The 18,586-nt window shown below is 66.3% G+C and carries 12 protein-coding genes; 5 read left to right on the forward strand and 7 right to left on the reverse strand.

Annotated elements, in window-relative coordinates; all coding sequences use genetic code 11:
* Nucleotides 1-189: 189 nt before the first annotated feature.
* The 4 genes from ACZYY4_RS18025 to ACZYY4_RS18040 form a co-directional block, all read right to left on the reverse strand.
* Nucleotides 190-351 carry a hypothetical protein gene (locus ACZYY4_RS18025; RefSeq protein WP_463811354.1) on the reverse strand — a complete coding sequence of 54 codons (162 nt, stop codon included), beginning with the start codon at nt 349-351 and terminating at the stop codon, nt 190-192.
* A gap of 105 nt (nt 352-456) precedes the next feature.
* Nucleotides 457-3,036 carry a helix-turn-helix transcriptional regulator gene (locus tag ACZYY4_RS18030; RefSeq protein ID WP_463811376.1) on the reverse strand — a complete coding sequence of 860 codons (2,580 nt, stop codon included), beginning with the start codon at nt 3,034-3,036 and terminating at the stop codon, nt 457-459.
* Nucleotides 3,037-3,080: 44 nt separating this feature from the next.
* On the reverse strand, nt 3,081-6,236 hold the full coding sequence (locus ACZYY4_RS18035) for an AAA family ATPase (RefSeq protein ID WP_463811355.1): 3,156 nt from the start codon (nt 6,234-6,236) through the stop codon (nt 3,081-3,083).
* A complete protein-coding gene (locus tag ACZYY4_RS18040) occupies nt 6,233-9,361 on the reverse strand; it encodes an ATP-binding protein (RefSeq protein WP_463811356.1) in 3,129 nt (1,042 codons plus the stop codon). Before ACZYY4_RS18040 ends, ACZYY4_RS18035 begins: the two co-directional genes overlap by 4 nt.
* 161 nt (nt 9,362-9,522) lie before the next feature.
* On the opposite strand from ACZYY4_RS18040, the gene ACZYY4_RS18045 reads away from it, so the two are divergent.
* Together ACZYY4_RS18045 and ACZYY4_RS18050 are read left to right on the forward strand one after the other, a co-directional pair.
* Entirely contained in the window at nt 9,523-10,590 is a 1,068-nt protein-coding gene (locus ACZYY4_RS18045) for an NAD-dependent epimerase/dehydratase family protein (RefSeq protein WP_463811357.1), read from the forward strand.
* A complete protein-coding gene (locus ACZYY4_RS18050) occupies nt 10,587-11,729 on the forward strand; it encodes an AI-2E family transporter (protein WP_463811358.1) in 1,143 nt (380 codons plus the stop codon). The genes ACZYY4_RS18045 and ACZYY4_RS18050 overlap by 4 nt, the downstream gene beginning before the upstream one ends.
* Here the strand turns inward: ACZYY4_RS18050 and ACZYY4_RS18055 are convergent.
* Nucleotides 11,707-12,507, reverse strand: a complete 801-nt coding sequence (locus tag ACZYY4_RS18055) for a dienelactone hydrolase family protein (protein ID WP_463811359.1) — start codon at nt 12,505-12,507, stop codon at nt 11,707-11,709. The genes ACZYY4_RS18050 and ACZYY4_RS18055 overlap by 23 nt on opposite strands.
* Nucleotides 12,504-13,145, reverse strand: coding sequence for a DUF4245 domain-containing protein (locus ACZYY4_RS18060; protein WP_463811360.1), 642 nt, complete (start codon nt 13,143-13,145; stop codon nt 12,504-12,506). Before ACZYY4_RS18060 ends, ACZYY4_RS18055 begins: the two co-directional genes overlap by 4 nt.
* Nucleotides 13,146-13,209: 64 nt before the next feature.
* Between ACZYY4_RS18060 and glpX the strand changes: the two genes are divergently transcribed.
* Genes glpX through ACZYY4_RS18075 form a run of 3 tightly spaced genes read left to right on the forward strand, consistent with a single transcriptional unit; the run spans nt 13,210 to nt 17,000 of the window.
* Complete coding sequence (glpX, locus tag ACZYY4_RS18065; RefSeq protein ID WP_463811361.1) at nt 13,210-14,241, forward strand: class II fructose-bisphosphatase; 1,032 nt, start codon at nt 13,210-13,212, stop codon at nt 14,239-14,241.
* 24 nt (nt 14,242-14,265) lie between these two features.
* Complete coding sequence (locus ACZYY4_RS18070) at nt 14,266-15,663, forward strand: class II fumarate hydratase (protein ID WP_463811362.1); 1,398 nt, start codon at nt 14,266-14,268, stop codon at nt 15,661-15,663.
* A gap of 8 nt (nt 15,664-15,671) precedes the next feature.
* Entirely contained in the window at nt 15,672-17,000 is a 1,329-nt protein-coding gene (locus tag ACZYY4_RS18075; protein ID WP_463811363.1) for an MFS transporter, read from the forward strand.
* Between the two features lie 5 nt (nt 17,001-17,005).
* On the opposite strand, the gene ACZYY4_RS18080 is transcribed toward ACZYY4_RS18075, so the two are convergent.
* On the reverse strand, nt 17,006-18,544 hold the full coding sequence (locus tag ACZYY4_RS18080; RefSeq protein WP_463811377.1) for an HNH endonuclease signature motif containing protein: 1,539 nt from the start codon (nt 18,542-18,544) through the stop codon (nt 17,006-17,008).
* Nucleotides 18,545-18,586: the final 42 nt, after the last annotated feature.

The raw sequence follows: 18,586 nt of genomic DNA on the forward strand, positions 1-18,586 counted from the left end.
GACTCTGCCCCTGTGCCCACCGCGCCTCGGCGCGATGCGTTTCCTCGTCCGAACCTCTGAACTGTCGAATCACGCGCAGACTCTGGTCGTAGTGCGTGGCGACCCAGCCGATGCCGCGTTCGAAGTCGACACGAAGCAGGGTGCCGTCCCTGGCCCATTCGTGTCCCGTGGCATGTAACGGGATCATGATTACAGCCGGTACATCTCTCGGTCCATCGCAGCCGACTCGACGATGGTGTTGAGCAGGGGCTGATAGTGCAGCGACGCCGGCCGTTCTCCCTGAGATGAAACCTGGAACATCGCACGCAGGACACCCCAGAGATCTACGGGTGCCGTGGCAAGTGTGGACATGGCGCGCCTCCTTATAAACGCTGTGACCTGATAAATCATCACCAGCGTTCGGTGCGCAGCCTGCCGTAGCGCACCACTGCAATCTCGCCCGCGGTCGCGGCGGCGCTACTGAGTGCGGTCGTGATGTGGCCGCAGGGCGGCGAGTTCGTCGCGGTTGGCGGTACCCGTTTTCAACATGGCCCGGTAAATATGGCTTTCGACGGTGCGTACGGACAGCGTCAGTCGCTCGGCGACGGCGCGGTTGGACAACCCTTGACCGATCAGCATCACAATCTCACGCTCACGATCGGTCAGCGGCAAAGGTTCGGCTGCTTGGCGAAGCGCCGGAGTATCGACGCCTCCGCATTGTTCGGCCAGGGCGGCGGCGCGCGTGGCACATGTCAATGCCGTGCCCCGCAGGTCTTGGCGGCGATAGGCGAGCGCGGCCTGCGCGCTGGCATCGACCGCGGCGACGAGATCGCCGATGTCCTCGAAATCCTGCGACACCGCGGTCAACTCCGCCCCGTCGCCTTCTCGCAGCGCCGTGGCGAACCTCGCCGCGATACCGACGCGCGGCCCCTCCACGATAGCTTCGAGCTCACGCAAACGCACTGCGCCAGAGCCGTCCCCGAACTGTGCCGCGGTCTGCAGGCAGAGCACCTCAGCCGCGAATTGCCCGCTATTCCTGGCGCGTTCGGCCGCAGATAATGCCACGGTAACCGCCTCACTGACGGCGCCCTGGGCAGCGGCCACCCACGAACGGGCCAGGCTCCGCTCATAGTCGAGAGACCGGAACGGACGACGCAACCCGTCGAGCGCATCGAGGGCCACCGCAGCTTCGGCGGTTGAGCCGCGCATCGCCAAGGCCGTGATACGCGGAATGAGATATCGGTATCCCCATCCCGTGGCGTGCTTGCTGTCGACGAAGGCCGCGGCAGCCTGGTCAAGCAGGAAGCAGGCCGTGTCCAGGCGGCCGGCGGCGAGGGCGGCTCGGCCCGCCACCGCGGCACCCAGTGGCTGCGCCGCTCCCGGCAGGTCGACCGCCTGCCGACGCATCCGGTCAGCCACATCAAGGGCGTGACTCACCTGACCTGCCAGCAGCAGTGCGCTGACGTGCGCGTCGGCGATGTTGAACATCATGTGCGGGGCGTCCAAGGAGCGAGCCACCACGGAATAGCCCGCGTCCGCGGCGGCCAGCGCCTCGGTCGTGCGTCCACTGTCCGCGGCGACCACGGCACGCACCCAGGCGATCTCAGCTCCGACAACCGGAGGTAGAGCATCCAGGTCAAGACTCTCAGAAGCCCGCCTTGCCGCATCCAGCTCGTCGGTCGCGAACCAGTACACCGCCAGAAAGGCATCGATGTAGTTGCGGGCTGGCGGCGACACGGTGCGTGAGGCGTCATCGATGAGCTGTCTTGCGCGGACGGGATCACCAATCGCCCAGAGCATATTGCTGGCCCGCAAGAATGCCAGCCTGGCCCGGTCACCGTCACTCAAGTCGTCGATCTGGACCTCGGCGAGCACCGCGTCGGCCTCCTCACCCCGGCCCAGCCACGACAGTGCATGGGCCCGAACGAAACTCGACTCCGGGCCCGCTCCGGCACGGATGGCCGCCTGCGCCAGTCGATCCGCCAGAACCAGATCCGCCAGCCAGACCGCGCCCCCTGCAGCCCTGGCGAACAGATCGACGTCGGGTGCAAGGTCCGACTCGAGGCTCAGTGTGGCGCGGCGCACCACCACCTGGATGTCGTCGCGGTCCTGCGAGGTGGCGAGTTCGGCGGCGACCAGCCCACGCAACCGTCGTAGCCGGGTGGACGCGACCCGGCCACGACGGACCTCGCCGTACAGCGGATGCGCCAGCCGCACCGTTGCACCCCCCTCGACGGGTTCGAGGGTTATCAGTCCGCGGATATCGGCCTCTTCGACCGCGGCCGGATCGGTGATCCGCGTCAGGGCCGCCAGGTCGATCGGTTCGCCGACGGCCAGGACGTCGATCACGTCACCGACCGACCCGGGCAGGCACCCGATGCGGGAATCGATGAGGCCGGCAAGACTGGGCCGGATGATCGGATCTCCGATCCAGCGCCAGTACCCGTGTTGCCGCACGATTCGGCCGTCGGAGACCTCGTGTTCGACGATGTTGCGAAGGTACAACACATTGCCGCGGGTGAGTTTCCACAGCCGTTGCGCCGCATCGGAATCTATCGGGCCACCCAGCGCCTCCGACAGCAGATCGGTGGTCTCGCCGAGTGACAGCGGCTGCAGGTCGAGCCGTTCGAACCGACCGGCCGCCCAGATCTCGTGCACAGCAGCGGGAATCGCTTCGCCGTCACGAACGGTGAGAATCACCTTCGCCAGTTTCCGTTGGATGATCTGCTGCACCACGAACGCCGACACGTCGTCGATCAGGTGGACGTCGTCAATGCCCACCACCGCGGCGCCCGAAGAGTCGGCCGTCAGGGATTCGATCACGGCCCTTGCCAGGGGAACCGTGTCGGTGACATCCGACGGCACCCATGCGGCGAACGCGCCGAGCGGGACCCCGCGCGCCGCGGATGTGCAGATCGCCCATCGCACTTCGCAGCCCTGCGACGCCGCCACCGATAACAGGTCACGTGAGATTCGGCTCTTCCCCACCCCCGCCGCACCGCAGACAACAGCCCCGGATACATCCGAAGCCGAGATGGCCGCCCGGAGAGTTTGCATCTCCGCGGTACGGCCGATCAGGGGCCACGACAAGGGCTCTGAGCTCACAGCATCGCCTCCGCTAACGCCATATGGCCTTCGTAGCCAACCTCGGTGGCCCGCTTGAGGTAGCGGTCGGCGAAGGCGCGATATCCGTTCTCATCACCGTTGGCGCGGGCTATCAACGCCCGCAGTCGCAGCAACGGAATCTCGAACAGCACGAAGCCCGGGTCGGTCGGCACCGCCGCCAACCGGTCGACGGTTGCCTGGGCATCTGCGAGGTCGGCGTCGGTGCTGCGCTGCAGCAGTGACTCCACGAACACCCTGGTGGCTTCACCGCGCGTGGCCATCTCACCCGTGTCGAACAGGTAGTCCACGACCGCGCGCGCTAGCTCAATGGCGCCATCGACGTCGCCGACCCGGGCCTTCTCCCTCGCGAGCTCGGTGTCAACAACCCGCACAACGTTGTCTGCATAGCCGTGCCGCAGTTGAGCTTTGCGGTATCGGGCAAGTAGCGCCAAGCCGGCACTACGTTGCGAACCGCCCCGATTGACGAGAATGAGGCCTCGACTCAGCCGAGCGAAATCCACCGCGAAGTCGCCGCCGGAATGCTCGGCCATCTCCAGTGCGTCGGCGCTGTCCCGCTCAGCCGACGCGCCGGACAGCAATACCCCGACATGGCCGGCGAAGCCGTACTTGCAGAGCACGGCGAGGACGTAGGACGTCGCATCGCCGCCGGCCATCGCGATTGCCTGATCAAAGTCTTCCTGCCAGCCTGAAACCCCGAGGCAATACCGGTTGGAGCCACGGTATGCGAACGCGAACGCCAACGGTGATCCGACCAACAGGTTGCCCTTGGTGGAGTCGCCTTCAGCCAGGTCGATGACGAGCTGTGCCAAGCGCAGGCCTTCGGCCACCGCGCCCGCCTGCCACATCGCGTTGCTCGGTGCGCCGCCAACCCCGACGGTTAACACCGGATCGCCGATCGACTCGAGCAGCCGGCTGCAGTCCGATGCAACCCGTGCCGATTCCCGGAACCGGTTGTGTAACAGCAGCACCGACATCAGGCCGGCCATGCCGATGACCAGCGACACCGTGTCGCCCGCCACGGTGCAGAGCTCGCGCAGTTCGTCGAAGCCCGCGTCGGCGACGCTGCCGCCGACCCAGCTGGCGCTCCCGCATAGCAGCGTCCGCGGGGCGATGCGCATCGACACCCGGTCTGGGTAGCCGGTGGGCAACCGGTCGGCGACTTGCCGTGCGCGTGCCCAGCTGACTCGCGCAGCCCTGATGTCGCGATATTGCGCCCATCCCCCCGCCCGCATGTGCCAGCCGAACGCGGCGGGCAGGTCCTCGGCAGCCTCGACATGCTCAGCGATCAGCGCCGCGTTCTCGTCGAGCGCATCCGGGTCGCGCTGCTCGATGGCGGCCGCCAGCCGCCGATGCAGCTCGGCACGCTGCGACGTGAGCTGGGATTCGTAGGCCACGATCCGGTTCAGTGGGTGATGGAAGACATACTCCGGGCACGGCGCGAACCGCACCCGATCAACAAGTTCGACAGCGATCAAACGGTCGATCTCGGCTTCGTCATCGAGCAGCGCCAACTGCTCAGCGCCGAACCGCATCCCGATAACCGCTGCCGCGTTCAGTGTCCGTTTGGCGACGGGGTCGAGCCGGTCGATGCGGGCGGCGATGGTCGCCTGCAAAGTGGCAGGCACCGCGACATCAGCCTCGCCGGTGTGGCAGACATAGTTACCACGGACCCCAATCAGCACGCCACGCTCAGCCAGATCGCGCACCATCTCTTCGGCGAAAAACGGATTTCCTGCCGCTCGCTCGATGACCTGTTCGGAAAGCGTCGTCACCGACGGGTGTGAACCCATCAGTTCGGTTGTGAGCGTCGCGGATTGCAATGCGTTCAACGGTGCCAAGTTGATCATCTGCATATTCGGTATCCGCGTCAGCACACCTCGATATTCCGGCCGATAGGTGATCACCACCAACGACGGGGTTTGCGGGATCACGGTCAGAAGATCCGCCAGCAACAACTCGCTGACCTCGTCGATCCAATGCGCGTCCTCAGCGACGTACACCGCCGGAGTCCGGCGGGCCAGCGAGACGGTATTGACCAACCGCGTCAACCGCCGCCGCCGGGCGTCAGGGTCGATAGCCGGCAGTTCAACCCCGCTATCGCGAATACCGAGCAGGTCGTCGAGCAACAGCAGATCCTGCGGATCAGCAGTAGGCGCGCGCTCCCGCACCCGCGCGCGTGCCGCTTCGCCATCGAGGCCGTCCACCCCCAGCGCGGTGCGCAGCAACGACGTCACAATGTGAAAAGGGACTTCGCTGGCGTGCGACTCGCAGTAGGCGGCGAATATCTCGATACCCCGCTGCTGCGCCACCGCATTGACTTCGCGGACCATGCGGCTCTTGCCAATACCGGGCGGCCCGACGATACCGACCACACAACCGGCACCGCTGATCGCCGCATCGAGCATGCCGGTCAGTGCGCCCATCTCCCGACTGCGACCCACCAACGACGGATCCTGCCGTCCGGCGTGTTGACGATCCGACGACGCCCCCAGCAGCTGGCGCGCCGGCACCGGCTCTGCAGCGCCTTTGATATGAACCAACTCCAGCTCACCCAACGCGGCGACATCTTCAACCAGCCGTGCCGTCGACGCACTCAGCATCACCCCACCCGCTGGCGCCACCGACTCCATCCGCTGCGCCAAGCCGACCTGCTCGCCGATCGCGGTGTAGCTCACCGGGTTGGAGCCGAGTTCACCGGCAACCACCCGGCCCGAGTTCAATCCCGCTCGCAACCGAAGTGCGATGCCGTCCTGACGTTGCACCTCATCGGCCAGCCCCCGGGCCTGCTGTTGGATATCTAACGCCGCCAGACATGCCCGAAAGGCATGGTCCTCCAACGCCACCGGCGCACCGAACACGGCCATGATGGCGTCGCCGATGAACTTGTCCACCGTCCCGCCATAGCGCCGCACCACCGCCGAACACCGACCGAACAACTCGGTCATGATCTCGCGCAGACGTTCGGCCCCCACCGCCGAGGCGATGTCCATTGAATGCACCACATCGGCGAAAAGCACCGTGACTTGTTTGTACTCGGCCGTGCGATGAGTCGACGCGACGGACGCACCACACTCGGAACAGAATTTGGCGTTCTCCCGCACCTCGGTGCCACACTCCGCGCAGGCGGTCATGTCATCGCCTCCGCCAGCGCGATATGGCCCTCAAAACCAAGGTCGTCGGCCATCTTTCGGTAGCCGGCGACCAGATCCCGGTAGCCGTCCGCATCTCCGTTCGCCCGGGCCAGCAGCGCCCGCACCCGGAGCAGCCAGATGTCGTGCACGACGAACCCCGGCTCGGTCGGCACGGCCGCCAGCCGGTCGATAAGCGCCTGCACTTCTCGCACGTCGGTGTCTGTACCTCTGAGCAGTAAAAGCCCTCCCAGAACGGCGGTGGCCTGTCCAAGCCCGAGTACATCGCCTGAGACGAACAGCTTCTCGAGGACGACTCGCGACAGGGCGATCGCGCCGTCGAGATCGCCGGCCCGGGCATGCTCCTGGGCGAAAACATTGTCGGCGTAATAGGCCGCAATCATCGTGAAGCGCTCTTGCACCGCGGCCTCACGGGCTGCGGCAAGCAGGGCCAAGCCCTCTTCACGACCGGGTCCGTCCTGCTCCATCAAGGCGATGCCGCGCACCTGTCGGGCGGATGCGAGGGTGAGATCGTCGCCGGATCGCTCCGCGAGCGCGAGCACCTCAGCCGTCTCCTGCAACGCGGCAGCGTCAGGCCGCCACACACCGCCACCGATGAGGGTGTACTTGAACAGCAGTGTGACCGCGCGGAACGACGGTTCGAATGCCCGGAGCATCGTTGCCGCGTGCTCGACGTCGTCTCGCCAACCGTGGTCACCCAGGCAACATCGTGCGCAGCCCCGCAACATGATTGCGCACGCCAACGGAGAGGCGACTATCAGATCGCCCTTGGTGGCATCCCCGTCAGCGAGGTCGATCATCCGTTGCGCCAGCTGCACGACTTCGGTCATCTCGGCGCGCTGGAACTTGGCGGCGAGCGCACTGTAGAGCAACCCGAGGGTCAACGTCGGGTCGCCGATCGATTCGAGCAGGCTGGTCAGCTCGGAAGCCAACAACGATGCTTCCGGGAACCGGGCGTGCACAATCAAGGCCGGCAGCCATCCCGCCATCCCCATCGCCAGCGACACCTTGTCATCGGCAGCGCCGGCAAGGCCGCGGAGTTCATCAAACCCGGTATCGGCCAGGGTGCCGCCGGCAAACCACGATGTGGCGCACAGCAGCGTCCGCGGGGCGATCCGCAGTGCGGTGCGTTCCGAGTCCGAGTCGGGCAATCGGTCGGCGACGTTGCGCGCACGCTGCCAACTGGCCCGTGCCGCGATCATGTTCCGATGGGTCAGCCACGTGCCGGCGCGCATGTGCCAGTCAAATGTTGCGTGCAGATCGCCTGCGGCTTCGAGGTGTTCGGCGATCAGCGCGGCGTTCTCGTCTAGTGCATTGGGGTGACGCTGCTCGATTGCGGCGGCCAATCGTCGATGCAGCACGGCGCGACTCGATTTGAGTTGCGACTCGTAGGCGACGGTGCGGACCAGCGGATGGTGGAATGCATATTCGGCATACGGGGTGAACCGCACCTGATCGATAAGTTCGGCAGCGACCAATGACCCTGTCTGCGAATGCGTGTCGAGCAAGGCCAATTGCTCGGCGCTGAACCGCAACCCGATGACCGCGGCCGCATTCAAGGTCTGTTTGGCAGCAGGCTCGAGCCGATCGATACGGGCGGCGATGGTGGCCTGCAAGGTAGCGGGCACCGCGACGTCGGCCGGGTCGCTGTGGCAGATATAGCTGCCGCGCTCGCCGGACAACACGGCCCGTTCGGCCAGATCGCGCACCATCTCCTCGGCGAAGAACGGGTTCCCGGCCGCCCGCTCAGCGACCCGGGCAGCCAAGTGGGCAACCGACGGATGCGAACCGACGAGATCACCGGCAAGCGCAGACGTCTGCGAAGCATTCAGCGCTGCAAGGGTGATCGTCTGCGAGTTCGATACCCGGGCCAACTCGCCACGATATTCGGGCCGGTAGGTGATCAACACCAACGACGGGGTTTGCGGAATCACCGCGAGAAAATCCGCCACCAGCGATTCGCTGACCCCATCGATCCAATGCGTGTCTTCGATGACGAACACCGCAGGGGTTTGGCGGGCCAACGAGATGGTGTTGACCAACCGGGTCAGCCGCCGCTGTCGGGCATCGGGATCGATCACGGGCAATTCGACACCACTGTCAGCAATGCCGAGTAGGTCATCGAGCAGCAACAGGTCCTGCGGGTCGGCATCAGGAACACGCTCCCTGACCCGTACGCGTGCTGATTCGTCGCCGAGCGAGCTCACCCCGAGCGCCGTGCGCAGCAACGAATTCACCGTGTAGAACGGGATTTCGCTGGCGTGCGACTCGCAGTACGTGGTGAACACCTCGATACCCCGCTGCTGCGCCAGGGCCGCGACTTCGCGGGCGATGCGGCTCTTACCAATACCCGGCGGCCCGATGACACCCACCACACAACCGCTACCTTCGATCGCTTGATCGAGCATGCCGGCCAGTGCGCCCAGCTCCCAGCTGCGGCCCACCAAAGACGGATCTTGCCGACCGGCCTGTCGACGATCCGATGACACCGCCAACAGCCGATACGCTCGCACCGGTTCGGCGGCGCCCTTGATCTGCACTAGCTCCGACTCACCCAGCATCACGTGGTCCTCGACCAGTCGCGCGGTCGCTTCGCTCAGCATCACCCCACCCGGAGCTGCCACGGACTCCATCCGCTGCGCCAGCCCAACCTGCTCACCGATCGTGGTGTAACTGCCCGGCCCGGAACCGATTTCACCTGCGACCACCTCACCAGAGTTCAGACCAACCCGCAGTTGCAGTCCGGCCTCCTCAGCACCCTGAATCTCCAAGGCCGCCAGGCACGCCCGAAACGCGTGATCCTCCAACGCGATCGGCGCACCGAACACCGCCATGATCCCGTCCCCGGTGAACTTGTCCACGGTCCCGCCATAACGCCGCACCACCGCCGCGCACTGATCGAACAACTGCGCCATGATCTCGCGCAACCGCTCGGCACCCACTGCCGCCGCGATATCCATCGAATGGACCACGTCGGCGAAAAGAATCGTCACCTGTTTGAATTCCGCCGGCACTGCGGCAGCAGTTATCGGCGAACCACAGGAGTGGCAGAACCGTGCATTCTCCAGTGGTTCGACACCGCACACCCGGCATGTGGTTGCGGTCATCCCGACCCCGCCGATCCGTCAAATCAACCGATCGGCCAAGAATATGCTTATCCGCAGCTAGCTGAGCTTTTGTTACGTGATCGTCACAGTAGGGACGGCTGCTAGGCGACGTGTTTGTTCCGAACAGTTGTCGCAGGCCGGATTTTCACGGAAGGATCACGGTGGTTGAGGAGGTGCTCGTGGAGACGGTGCTGGTGACCGGCGCGTTCGGTCTGGTCGGTTCGGCGGTGCTACGGCAATTGGTCGCGGACGGTCGGGACGTCGTAGCGACTGATTTGGAAATCCCCGCCAACCGCGAGGCGGCGGCCAAACTGCCGAAATCGGTTCAGGTGCGCTACGCCGACCTCACCGACCCGGCAGCGGTCGGTGACCTCGTCGGCACCGTCAAACCCGCCGCGATCATCCATCTGGCCGCGGTGATTCCTCCTCTTATCTATGGGCACCGCGAGCTGGCCCGCAAGGTCAACGTCGAGGCCACCGGGCACTTGCTGGCCGCGGCAGCCGCCCAGCCCGACCCGCCCCGCTACGTACAGGCCTCCAGCATCGCGGTGTACGGCTCCCGCAATCCCCATGCCGTCGCCGGCGTGCTGACCGCCGACACCCCGACCAATCCGGCCGACCTGTACGGCGACCACAAGGTGCAAGCCGAACGACTGGTTCGCGACTCCGGGCTGGATTGGGTGATCCTGCGACTGGGCGGGGTGATGACGGTCGACCCGGGGCCCTACGTCAAGCTCGAAAGCCTCTATTTCGAGCAGTTGTTGCCGGCCGACGGCAGGCTGCAGACCGTCGACGTCCGTGACGTCGCGTCGGCGTTCGTCGCGGCCACCACTGCCCCCGTCGTCGGGGAGACCCTGCTGATCGGCGGCGACGACACCCACCGCCTGCTCCAGCGCGACGTCGCACCGGCGATGGCCGCCGCGATGGGCTTGGTGAACGGGCTGCCCGCCGGCCTGCCCGGCAACCCCGAGCGCGACGAGGACTGGTTCAACACCGACTGGATGGATTCCAGTCGCGCCCAGGAGGCGCTGGGCTTCCAGCACTACTCCTGGCCGCAGATACTGGCGGAGACGGCGGCGAAGGCCGGCCCGAAGCGATACCTGCTGCGGGTGATAGCGCCACTGGCCCGCGTGGTGCTGGGGTGGCGCGCCCCCTACTACGGCACCGGCAAGAAGTTCGCCGACCCGTGGGGAGCCATCGCCGACAAGTGGGACGATCCGCGCCCGTGAACTCCGACTTCACCCCCACTCAGCGACGCGCGCTGGCGGTCTTCACCGTTATCGCGCTGCTGTTCGGGGCGTACTTCCTGCGCACCTATTTCGTACTGATCGTGGTGGCTGCGGTGGGCGCCTACCTGTTCACCCCGCTGTTCCGTGCGTTGAGTCGGCGCCTGCCCACCGGGCTGGCAGCCACCGGCACGCTGCTGGCCGCGCTGATCGCCGTCATCGTCCCGGTCGGCCTGACGATCTTTTTGGCCGTCATCCAGATCACCCGCACCGTCGGCGACGTGGCGGAGTGGGTGCAGGCCACCGACCCCAACGCACTCGGCGACAAGGCCCTGAAGTTCGTCAACGGCCTGCTGGAGCGGATTCCATTCGTGCACGTCCAGCTGACCATGGCGTCAGTACGTGAGGCGATGGTGGACGTGGCGCAGAAAGGCGGCGAATTGCTGCTGCACGTGCTGCAGGGCGCCGCCGGGGGTGTGGTCGGGGCGATCACCTCGGCAATCATCTTCCTGTACGTGTTCCTCGCCCTGTTGACCCACCGCGAGGAACTACAGACCCTGGCCCGCCAACTCAACCCGCTCGGCGCCGAAGTCACCGATCTGTACCTGGCCAAGATGGGCTCAATGGTGCGCGGCACCGTCGGCGGCCAGTTCGTCATCGCGTTCTGCCAGGGCGTTGCCGGGGCCGTCTCCATCTACATCGCCGGGTTCCACCAGGCGTTCTTCGTGTTCGCGATCCTGCTGACCGCGCTGTCGGTCATCCCACTCGGCGGGGGCATCGCGACCATTCCGTTCGGCATCGGCATGGCCCTGTTCGGCAACGTCGCCGGCGGGGTGTTCGTGGTGGCATTCCACCTGATCGTCGTGACCAACATCGACAACTTCTTGCGCCCGATCCTGGTGCCACGCGACGCCCGACTCAATTCGGCGCTGATGCTGCTGGCCGTGTTCGCCGGGATCGGCATGTTCGGGTTCTGGGGCATCGTGATCGGTCCGGTGCTGATGATCATCATCGTCACCACCATCGACGTCTATCTGGCGGTGTATCACGGCGTGGAGATGCAGACCGGCGATGACGAACCCAAAGCCCGCCGAAAGTGGCGGCTGCGTCGCAAGGCGGTTAAGGAGCCAGCCGCTCAGTGAGGAATTCGACGACCCGCTTACGCGCCTCGTAGGCCGGGTGCCCCTCGACCTCACGGACCTGATCGGTGAGCACCGAGTGCGCCATCCGGGAAAGGCCGTGCGGGTTGCCCGGCGACGAGTCGATCTCGATGACCTCGAATGCGTCACCCAGGCGTGCTTTCAAGGTGCCGAAGCGTTCGCCAGGCGCCATCTTGTCCTCGCTGAACCGCAGCCCGATCGCGCATAGTCCTTCGTTGGCGGCCCGGTCGGCGATGACCCCCAACTCGATGTCGGAGAGTCCGGCGTCCCGGCGCTGCTTGGGTGTCAACGGGAACGGTACCGAGGGCTGGCTGAGCACCGGCGCCAGCACACTGTCGTCGACGGCGGCGGCCAGTGCGAAGCCACCGGTGAAGCACTGACCGATCACCCCGACGCCCTTGCCGGGAGTGTGTTCGTTGAGGTCGCGGGCCAGCGCCCGCAGGAACGCGGTCACCGGGCGTTGCGCATTGGTGGCCAGTGCCGCGAATTCGCGCGTCACGCACAGGCGGGCCATCGTGGTCAGCGCGTAGCCGGGAGTGATCGCTTTGCCCGGCGTGCCGAACAGCGACGGGATCGCCACGGTGAAACCGTTGTCGACCAGGTGGTTGCCCAGCCCCAGCACGGCAGGGTGAATTCCGGGAACCTCCGGGATCAGCACCACGCCCGGCCCCGCGCCCTTGCGGTACACGTCGTGGGTGAATCCGCCGCCGGCGAACGGTGTCGGGGTCCAGCCGGTCAGGTCGGCTTCGGGTGCGGTCATGGGTGATCCTTTCGGTGGTTGGGCAACGGCGCCTGCGATTGGGTGGCTGCCGCCAGCACTCGGAACTGCTGCGCACCGCCCGAGCCGGTGATCGCGAGCTGGGCCGCCTCGGACTTTGACATCAGCCGGGTGGTCCACACCGGGTCGCTTTCGCCTTGGTACACCACCCACCGGGTGCCGTCGACGTCTTCGGTACCGGTGGGATGCAGCCCGGGGTGGATCGCGGCGACCAGCGCTGTCTCGTCGGCGTTGCTCTGGGTCAGGCTGACGTACATCCCGGTCGGGTCCAGGTAACCGACCCTGGAGGTCACCGCGCGCAGCCGCTGACCGGACGGGTCGGTGCGCCCGTCGGTGATGCTGCCGCGGCTGCCCGAGTTGGGTTGCCAACCTTCCGGCAGCTTCGGCAGACGGACCGGGAAGCCCAGCGTCTGCGCGTCGGCGTTCAGCGCGGCGACGACGTCGTAGGACGGCACCGGCCCGGCGGTGGTTCCGCCCGGCCGGAAAGAGCAGGTCCCGGCCAGACCGGCCAGCACGATGCAGGCCAGGACCAGCGGCGCGATCGACCAGAACATGTCGCGGCCGTCCTGCAGCAGACGTGGCTTGGCCGGCTGGGGCGCTGGCTGGGGCTCGGTGGTCACGCTGCCAGTATCCCAGCTCAGTGGTGCTGATCCGGCTCTGGGAGAATGAACAGCCGTGACTGGCATGACGGGACCACCTCGACGAGAAGCCCCAGACCGCAACCTGGCCATGGAACTGGTGCGCGTGACCGAGGCCGGAGCGATGGCCTCCGGCCGCTGGGTGGGCCGCGGCGACAAGGAGGGTGGCGACGGCGCGGCCGTGGACGCGATGCGCGAGCTGGTGAACTCGGTGTCGATGCGTGGCGTCGTGGTGATCGGTGAGGGCGAGAAGGACCACGCACCGATGCTCTACAACGGTGAAGAGGTCGGCAACGGCGACGGCCCCGACTGCGATTTCGCTGTCGACCCGGTCGACGGGACCACCCTGATGAGCAAGGGCATGCCCAACGCCATCTCGGTGCTGGCGGTGGCCGACCGCGGCTCGATGTTCGACCCGTCGGCGGTGTTCTACATGAACAAGATCGCCGTCGGCCCGGAAGCCGCCCACGTACTGGACATCACCAAGCCGATCGCAGAGAACATCCGCGCGGTCGCCAAGGTCAAGGGCCTGTCGGAGCGGGACATGACCGTGTGCATCCTGGACCGGCCCCGGCACGCCCAGCTCATCCACGACGTGCGCGCCACGGGGGCACGGATCCGGCTGATCACCGACGGTGACGTGGCCGGCGCCATCTCGGCGTGCCGGCCCGACTCGGGCACCGACATGCTCGCCGGGATCGGCGGCACCCCGGAGGGCATCATCGCCGCCGCCGCGATCCGCTGCATGGGCGGCGCCATCCAGGCCCAGCTGGCGCCCACCGACGATGCCGAGCGGCAGAAGGCCCTGGACGCCGGCTATGACCTGGACGAGGTGCTGACCACCGAGCATCTCGTCTCCGGCGACAACGTGTTCTTCTGTGCGACCGGCGTCACCGATGGCGACCTGCTCAAAGGGGTGCGCTACTACCCCGGCGGCTGCACCACCCAGTCGATCGTGATGCGCTCGAAGTCCGGCACCGTCCGGATGATCGAGGCATACCACCGGCTGTCGAAGCTCAACGAGTATTCGGCGGTCGACTTCACCGGCGATTCCACTGCCGCCTATCCGCTGCCCTGACCGTCAAGCGAGGACTTAAAACCTATGAGCGACACCGAATACCGCATCGAACACGACACCATGGGCGAGGTCCGGGTGCCGGTGAACGCCTTGTGGCGCGCGCAGACCCAGCGTGCGGTGGAGAACTTCCCGATCTCCGGTCGCGGCCTGGAGCGCACCCAGATCCGGGCACTCGGATTGCTGAAGAGCGCCTGCGCGCAGGTGAACGCCGATCTGGGCCTGCTGGCTCCGGAGAAGGCCGCCGCGATCAAGGCCGCCGCCGCGGAGATCGCCGACGGTAAGCACGACGACCAGTTCCCCATCGACGTGTTCCAGACCGGTTCGGGCACCAGTTCCAACATGAACACCAACGAGGTGATCGCGTCGATCGCGGCCGCCAACGGGGTGACGGTGCACCCCAACGACGACGTGAACATGTCGCAGTCGTCCAACGACACCTTCCCGACCGCTACCCACATCGCGGCCACCGAAGCTGCGGTGCGCCACCTGATTCCGGCACTGCAGGTGCTGCACGACGCGCTGGCCGCCAAGGCCTCCGAATGGCGCACGGTGGTGAAATCGGGCCGCACCCACCTGATGGACGCCGTGCCGGTGACGCTGGGTCAGGAGTTCTCCGGTTACGCCCGCCAGATCGCCGCGGGCATCGAGCGGGTGCAGTCGACGCTGCCGCGTCTGGGTGAGCTGGCGATCGGCGGCACCGCCGTCGGCACCGGGCTGAACGCCCCCGACGGCTTCGGCGCCAAGGTGGTCGAGGTGCTGGTCGCCGAGACCGGGATCACCGAGCTACGCAACGCGGCGAACTCATTCGAGGCCCAGGCGGCGCGCGACGGATTGGTCGAAGCGTCCGGGGCGCTGCGCACCATCGCGGTGTCGCTGACCAAGATCGCCAACGACATCCGCTGGATGGGCTCGGGCCCGCTGACCGGTCTCGCCGAGATTCAACTGCCCGACCTTCAGCCGGGCAGCTCCATCATGCCCGGCAAAGTGAATCCCGTTCTGCCCGAAGCGGTCACCCAGGTGGCAGCGCAGGTGATCGGCAACGACGCGGCGATCGCCTGGGGCGGCGGCAACGGCGCCTTCGAGCTCAACGTCTACATCCCGATGATGGCCCGCAACATGCTGGAGTCCTTCAAGCTGCTGACCAACGTCTCACAGCTGTTCGCCGAGCGCTGCATCGTCGGGCTGGTCGCCAACGTCGAGCACCTGCGCGAGTTGGCCGAGTCCAGCCCGTCGATCGTGACGCCGCTGAACTCCGCGATCGGCTACGAGGAGGCCGCCGCGGTGGCCAAGCAGGCCCTCAAGGAACGCAAGACCATTCGCCAGACCGTGATCGACCGCGGCCTGATCGGCGACAAGCTGTCGGAGGCCGAGCTGGACAAACGCCTCGATGTGCTGGCGATGGCCAAGGTGAAGGACGCCTAAGTCAGCCGATGGCCGCCGAACCCGCCGGGTCCGCTGGGCCCGTGGTCGGCAGCGTCGCGATGGCGAAGGTGACTCGCCGTCTCATTCCCTTCCTGGCACTGCTCTATTTCATCAATTACCTCGATCGCGTCAACATCGGCTTCGCCGGCCCCAACGGCATGAACGACGAACTCGGCATGACCGCGACGATGTTCGGGTTCGCCTCGGGGATCTTCTTCCTCGGTTATTTGTTCCTGGAGATACCCAGCAACATCGCGCTCCACAAGTTCGGTGGCCGGCGTTGGCTGGCTCGCATCATGCTGACCTGGGGAATCGTCAGCACCGCAATCGCTTTCGTGCCCAACGCACCAACGCTGGTCGTGCTGCGGTTCCTGCTCGGGGTGGCTGAGGCCGGGTTCTTCCCGGGCATCATCCTCTATCTCACGTTCTGGTTTCCGGAGAAGCAGCGGTCGCGGGCGATCTCGCTTTTCATGGTGGCGGTGCCGGTCTCGACAGCGATCAGCTACACCTTGTCCTCGCTCGTCATCGACTGGGGCCATGGTGTTTTCGGTCTCGCCGGGTGGCGTTTCATGTTCCTCGTCGAGGGGCTGCCCGCGATTGCGATCGCGTTCGTGTGCTGGTTCTACCTGACCGACCGCCCGGCGGATGCACGCTGGCTCGACGCCGATGAGCGGCAGTGGCTGGAAACGACGCTCGCCGGCGAGCGGGCTGCAGCCGAGGCAGGTCAGCATTGGTCGCTCACGAAGGCGCTCAGTCATCGGCGAATGCTGGCCCTGGCGTTCGTCTACTTCGGGATCGTCTACGGCCTGTACGCCGTCGGGTTCTTCCTGCCGACCATTGTCGCCGGGTTCGAGCAGCAGTACGGCAGTCACCTGAGCATCATCGGGCGCGGCGTCGTGACCGCGATTCCGTTCGCCGTCGCCGCCGTCGTGATGGTCCCGTGGGCACGCCATGCCGACCGGACGGGAGAACGCGTCTGGCATGTGGCGATCCCCGCGATCATCGGGGGCGTGAGCATTCCCGCGGCGCTGTACATGGCCAACCCGTACCTGGCGATGCTCGCGATCACGGCGTCGACGTGCTCGATCATGTGCGCGATGCCGGCTTTCTGGGCGCTGCCGTCGCAATTCCTCACCGGAACGGCGGCGGCCGGAGGGATCGCCTTGATCAATTCGCTGGGCAACCTGAGCGGCTTCGGCGGCCCCTACGTCACGGGCTGGCTGACGGATCTGACCGGCGACAGCAAGGCCGGCTTGTGGGTGGTTGGGGCGCTGTCGCTCGCCGCGGCCGGCGTGGTCGTTGCTCTCGGTTCCGCCCCCAAAAGATCAGCGGCCTAGGACCGTTAGAAGGGCGGCGGGTCGTCGTCCGGGTCGGCTGATGCCCGGGGGAACCAGGTGGCTTGGCGGGCGGCGCGGCGGGCTTCGCGGGCGTTGCGATTCTGACTGCGTTCGGTATTGATGCGCGCCGCCCGGTTCTGGGCACGGGTGCGCCGACGCCTGGGCATCATCGCGATGCGCTCCCCACACGGACTATCCGATGCCCGCTGCGGTGGCGCCAATTCCCCGGTAGACACACACAAGCGCGGAAACAGCAGTGAGCTGCCCGGTGTGCTGACATAGCTCCGCCCCGACGGCGAGGTCAGGATCACCGTCGCATCAGGCAACTGCTGATCTCGCCAACCCCAAAACGTTTTCACCAAATGATGAGTACGGCAATAACATTTCAGATTCGACGCATGAGTGGGCCCACCATCACCGAACGCGATCGTGTGGTCGATATCGCAGTCAAATGCCCGACGATCACAACCCGGCCACCGACACGTCACATCCCGACACCGCACAAAATCAGCCAACGCCTTCGACGGCACATACCCCGACTCCGCCGGGGCATCCACCGGATGCACCAACGGCACCAGCGGTGAGGACTTCGCCAACTCAGCGATCAACTCCGGCGGAACAAGCCCATCGGCCTCCACCATCGACCCCGACTCTTCACCGGCCCCGGCGACACTGTCGTGCCCCGCGATCACATGAATCACCACCGGCGAAGCCGCCGCACGGCCTCCCACACCACAATCGGTGCGCCCGCAGCGACATCCCAACCGATCCGCCCGGGCCGCCAACGCACCCATCGCATCGGCACGCCGCTGCCCACGACTACGCGGATCATGCTCACACACCGTGCCCGCCAACCCGTCCAACGCCTTATCCAACGCACGAGCATCAACGGTGAACAAGCTGCCGTAGATCTCCGACACAGCGCCCTCACCCTGATCCGCGAACACGATCTCGCGCTCAGCCTGCCGCGCCTTGCGTCGCCGCACCGCATCCGCATCGGCCTTCGCCACGATCCGATCGATCTTTCCCGCCAACCGACTCGCCGTCAGCGACGGCCACCGCACCACCGCGACCGCCAACTCCGCATCCACCCTCGCCAACACCTCACGATCGGTGATCAAATCAATGCGATAGGTGATCGTCTGAAACAGCCGCAACGTGATATCCCCGGCCGCAAACACCTCAGCCACCTTCGGCAACTGCTCACGCATCGCCCGCGCATACCGCAACCGACTACCAGCCAACCCCTGGCTGATCCGCAACGCCGCCGCCACCTCAGCACTCACCGCCGCCTCGGTGTCCACCGCCCAGTCCTCAGTCTCGCGACACCGACTCAACCGCAACGCGAACAACTCCCCAATCGCCACCAACTGCGCCGCCGCCGCCCGATTCTCCGCCCGCCCCGCCCCACAAATCCGCTCCACCAAAACCGCCGACTCCGGCGTCACCGACGGATAACGCCGCTCAAACCGCTCATTCAAACGCGCCACCGACTCCGCAGAGGGAACCTGTGATGTCTCAAGACATCGGTGACAGTTCTGCATCAGGACATGGGTGACAGTTGGTGTATCAGGACTTCGGTGACG

Source organism: Mycobacterium sp. IDUB_21, assembly GCF_055419425.1.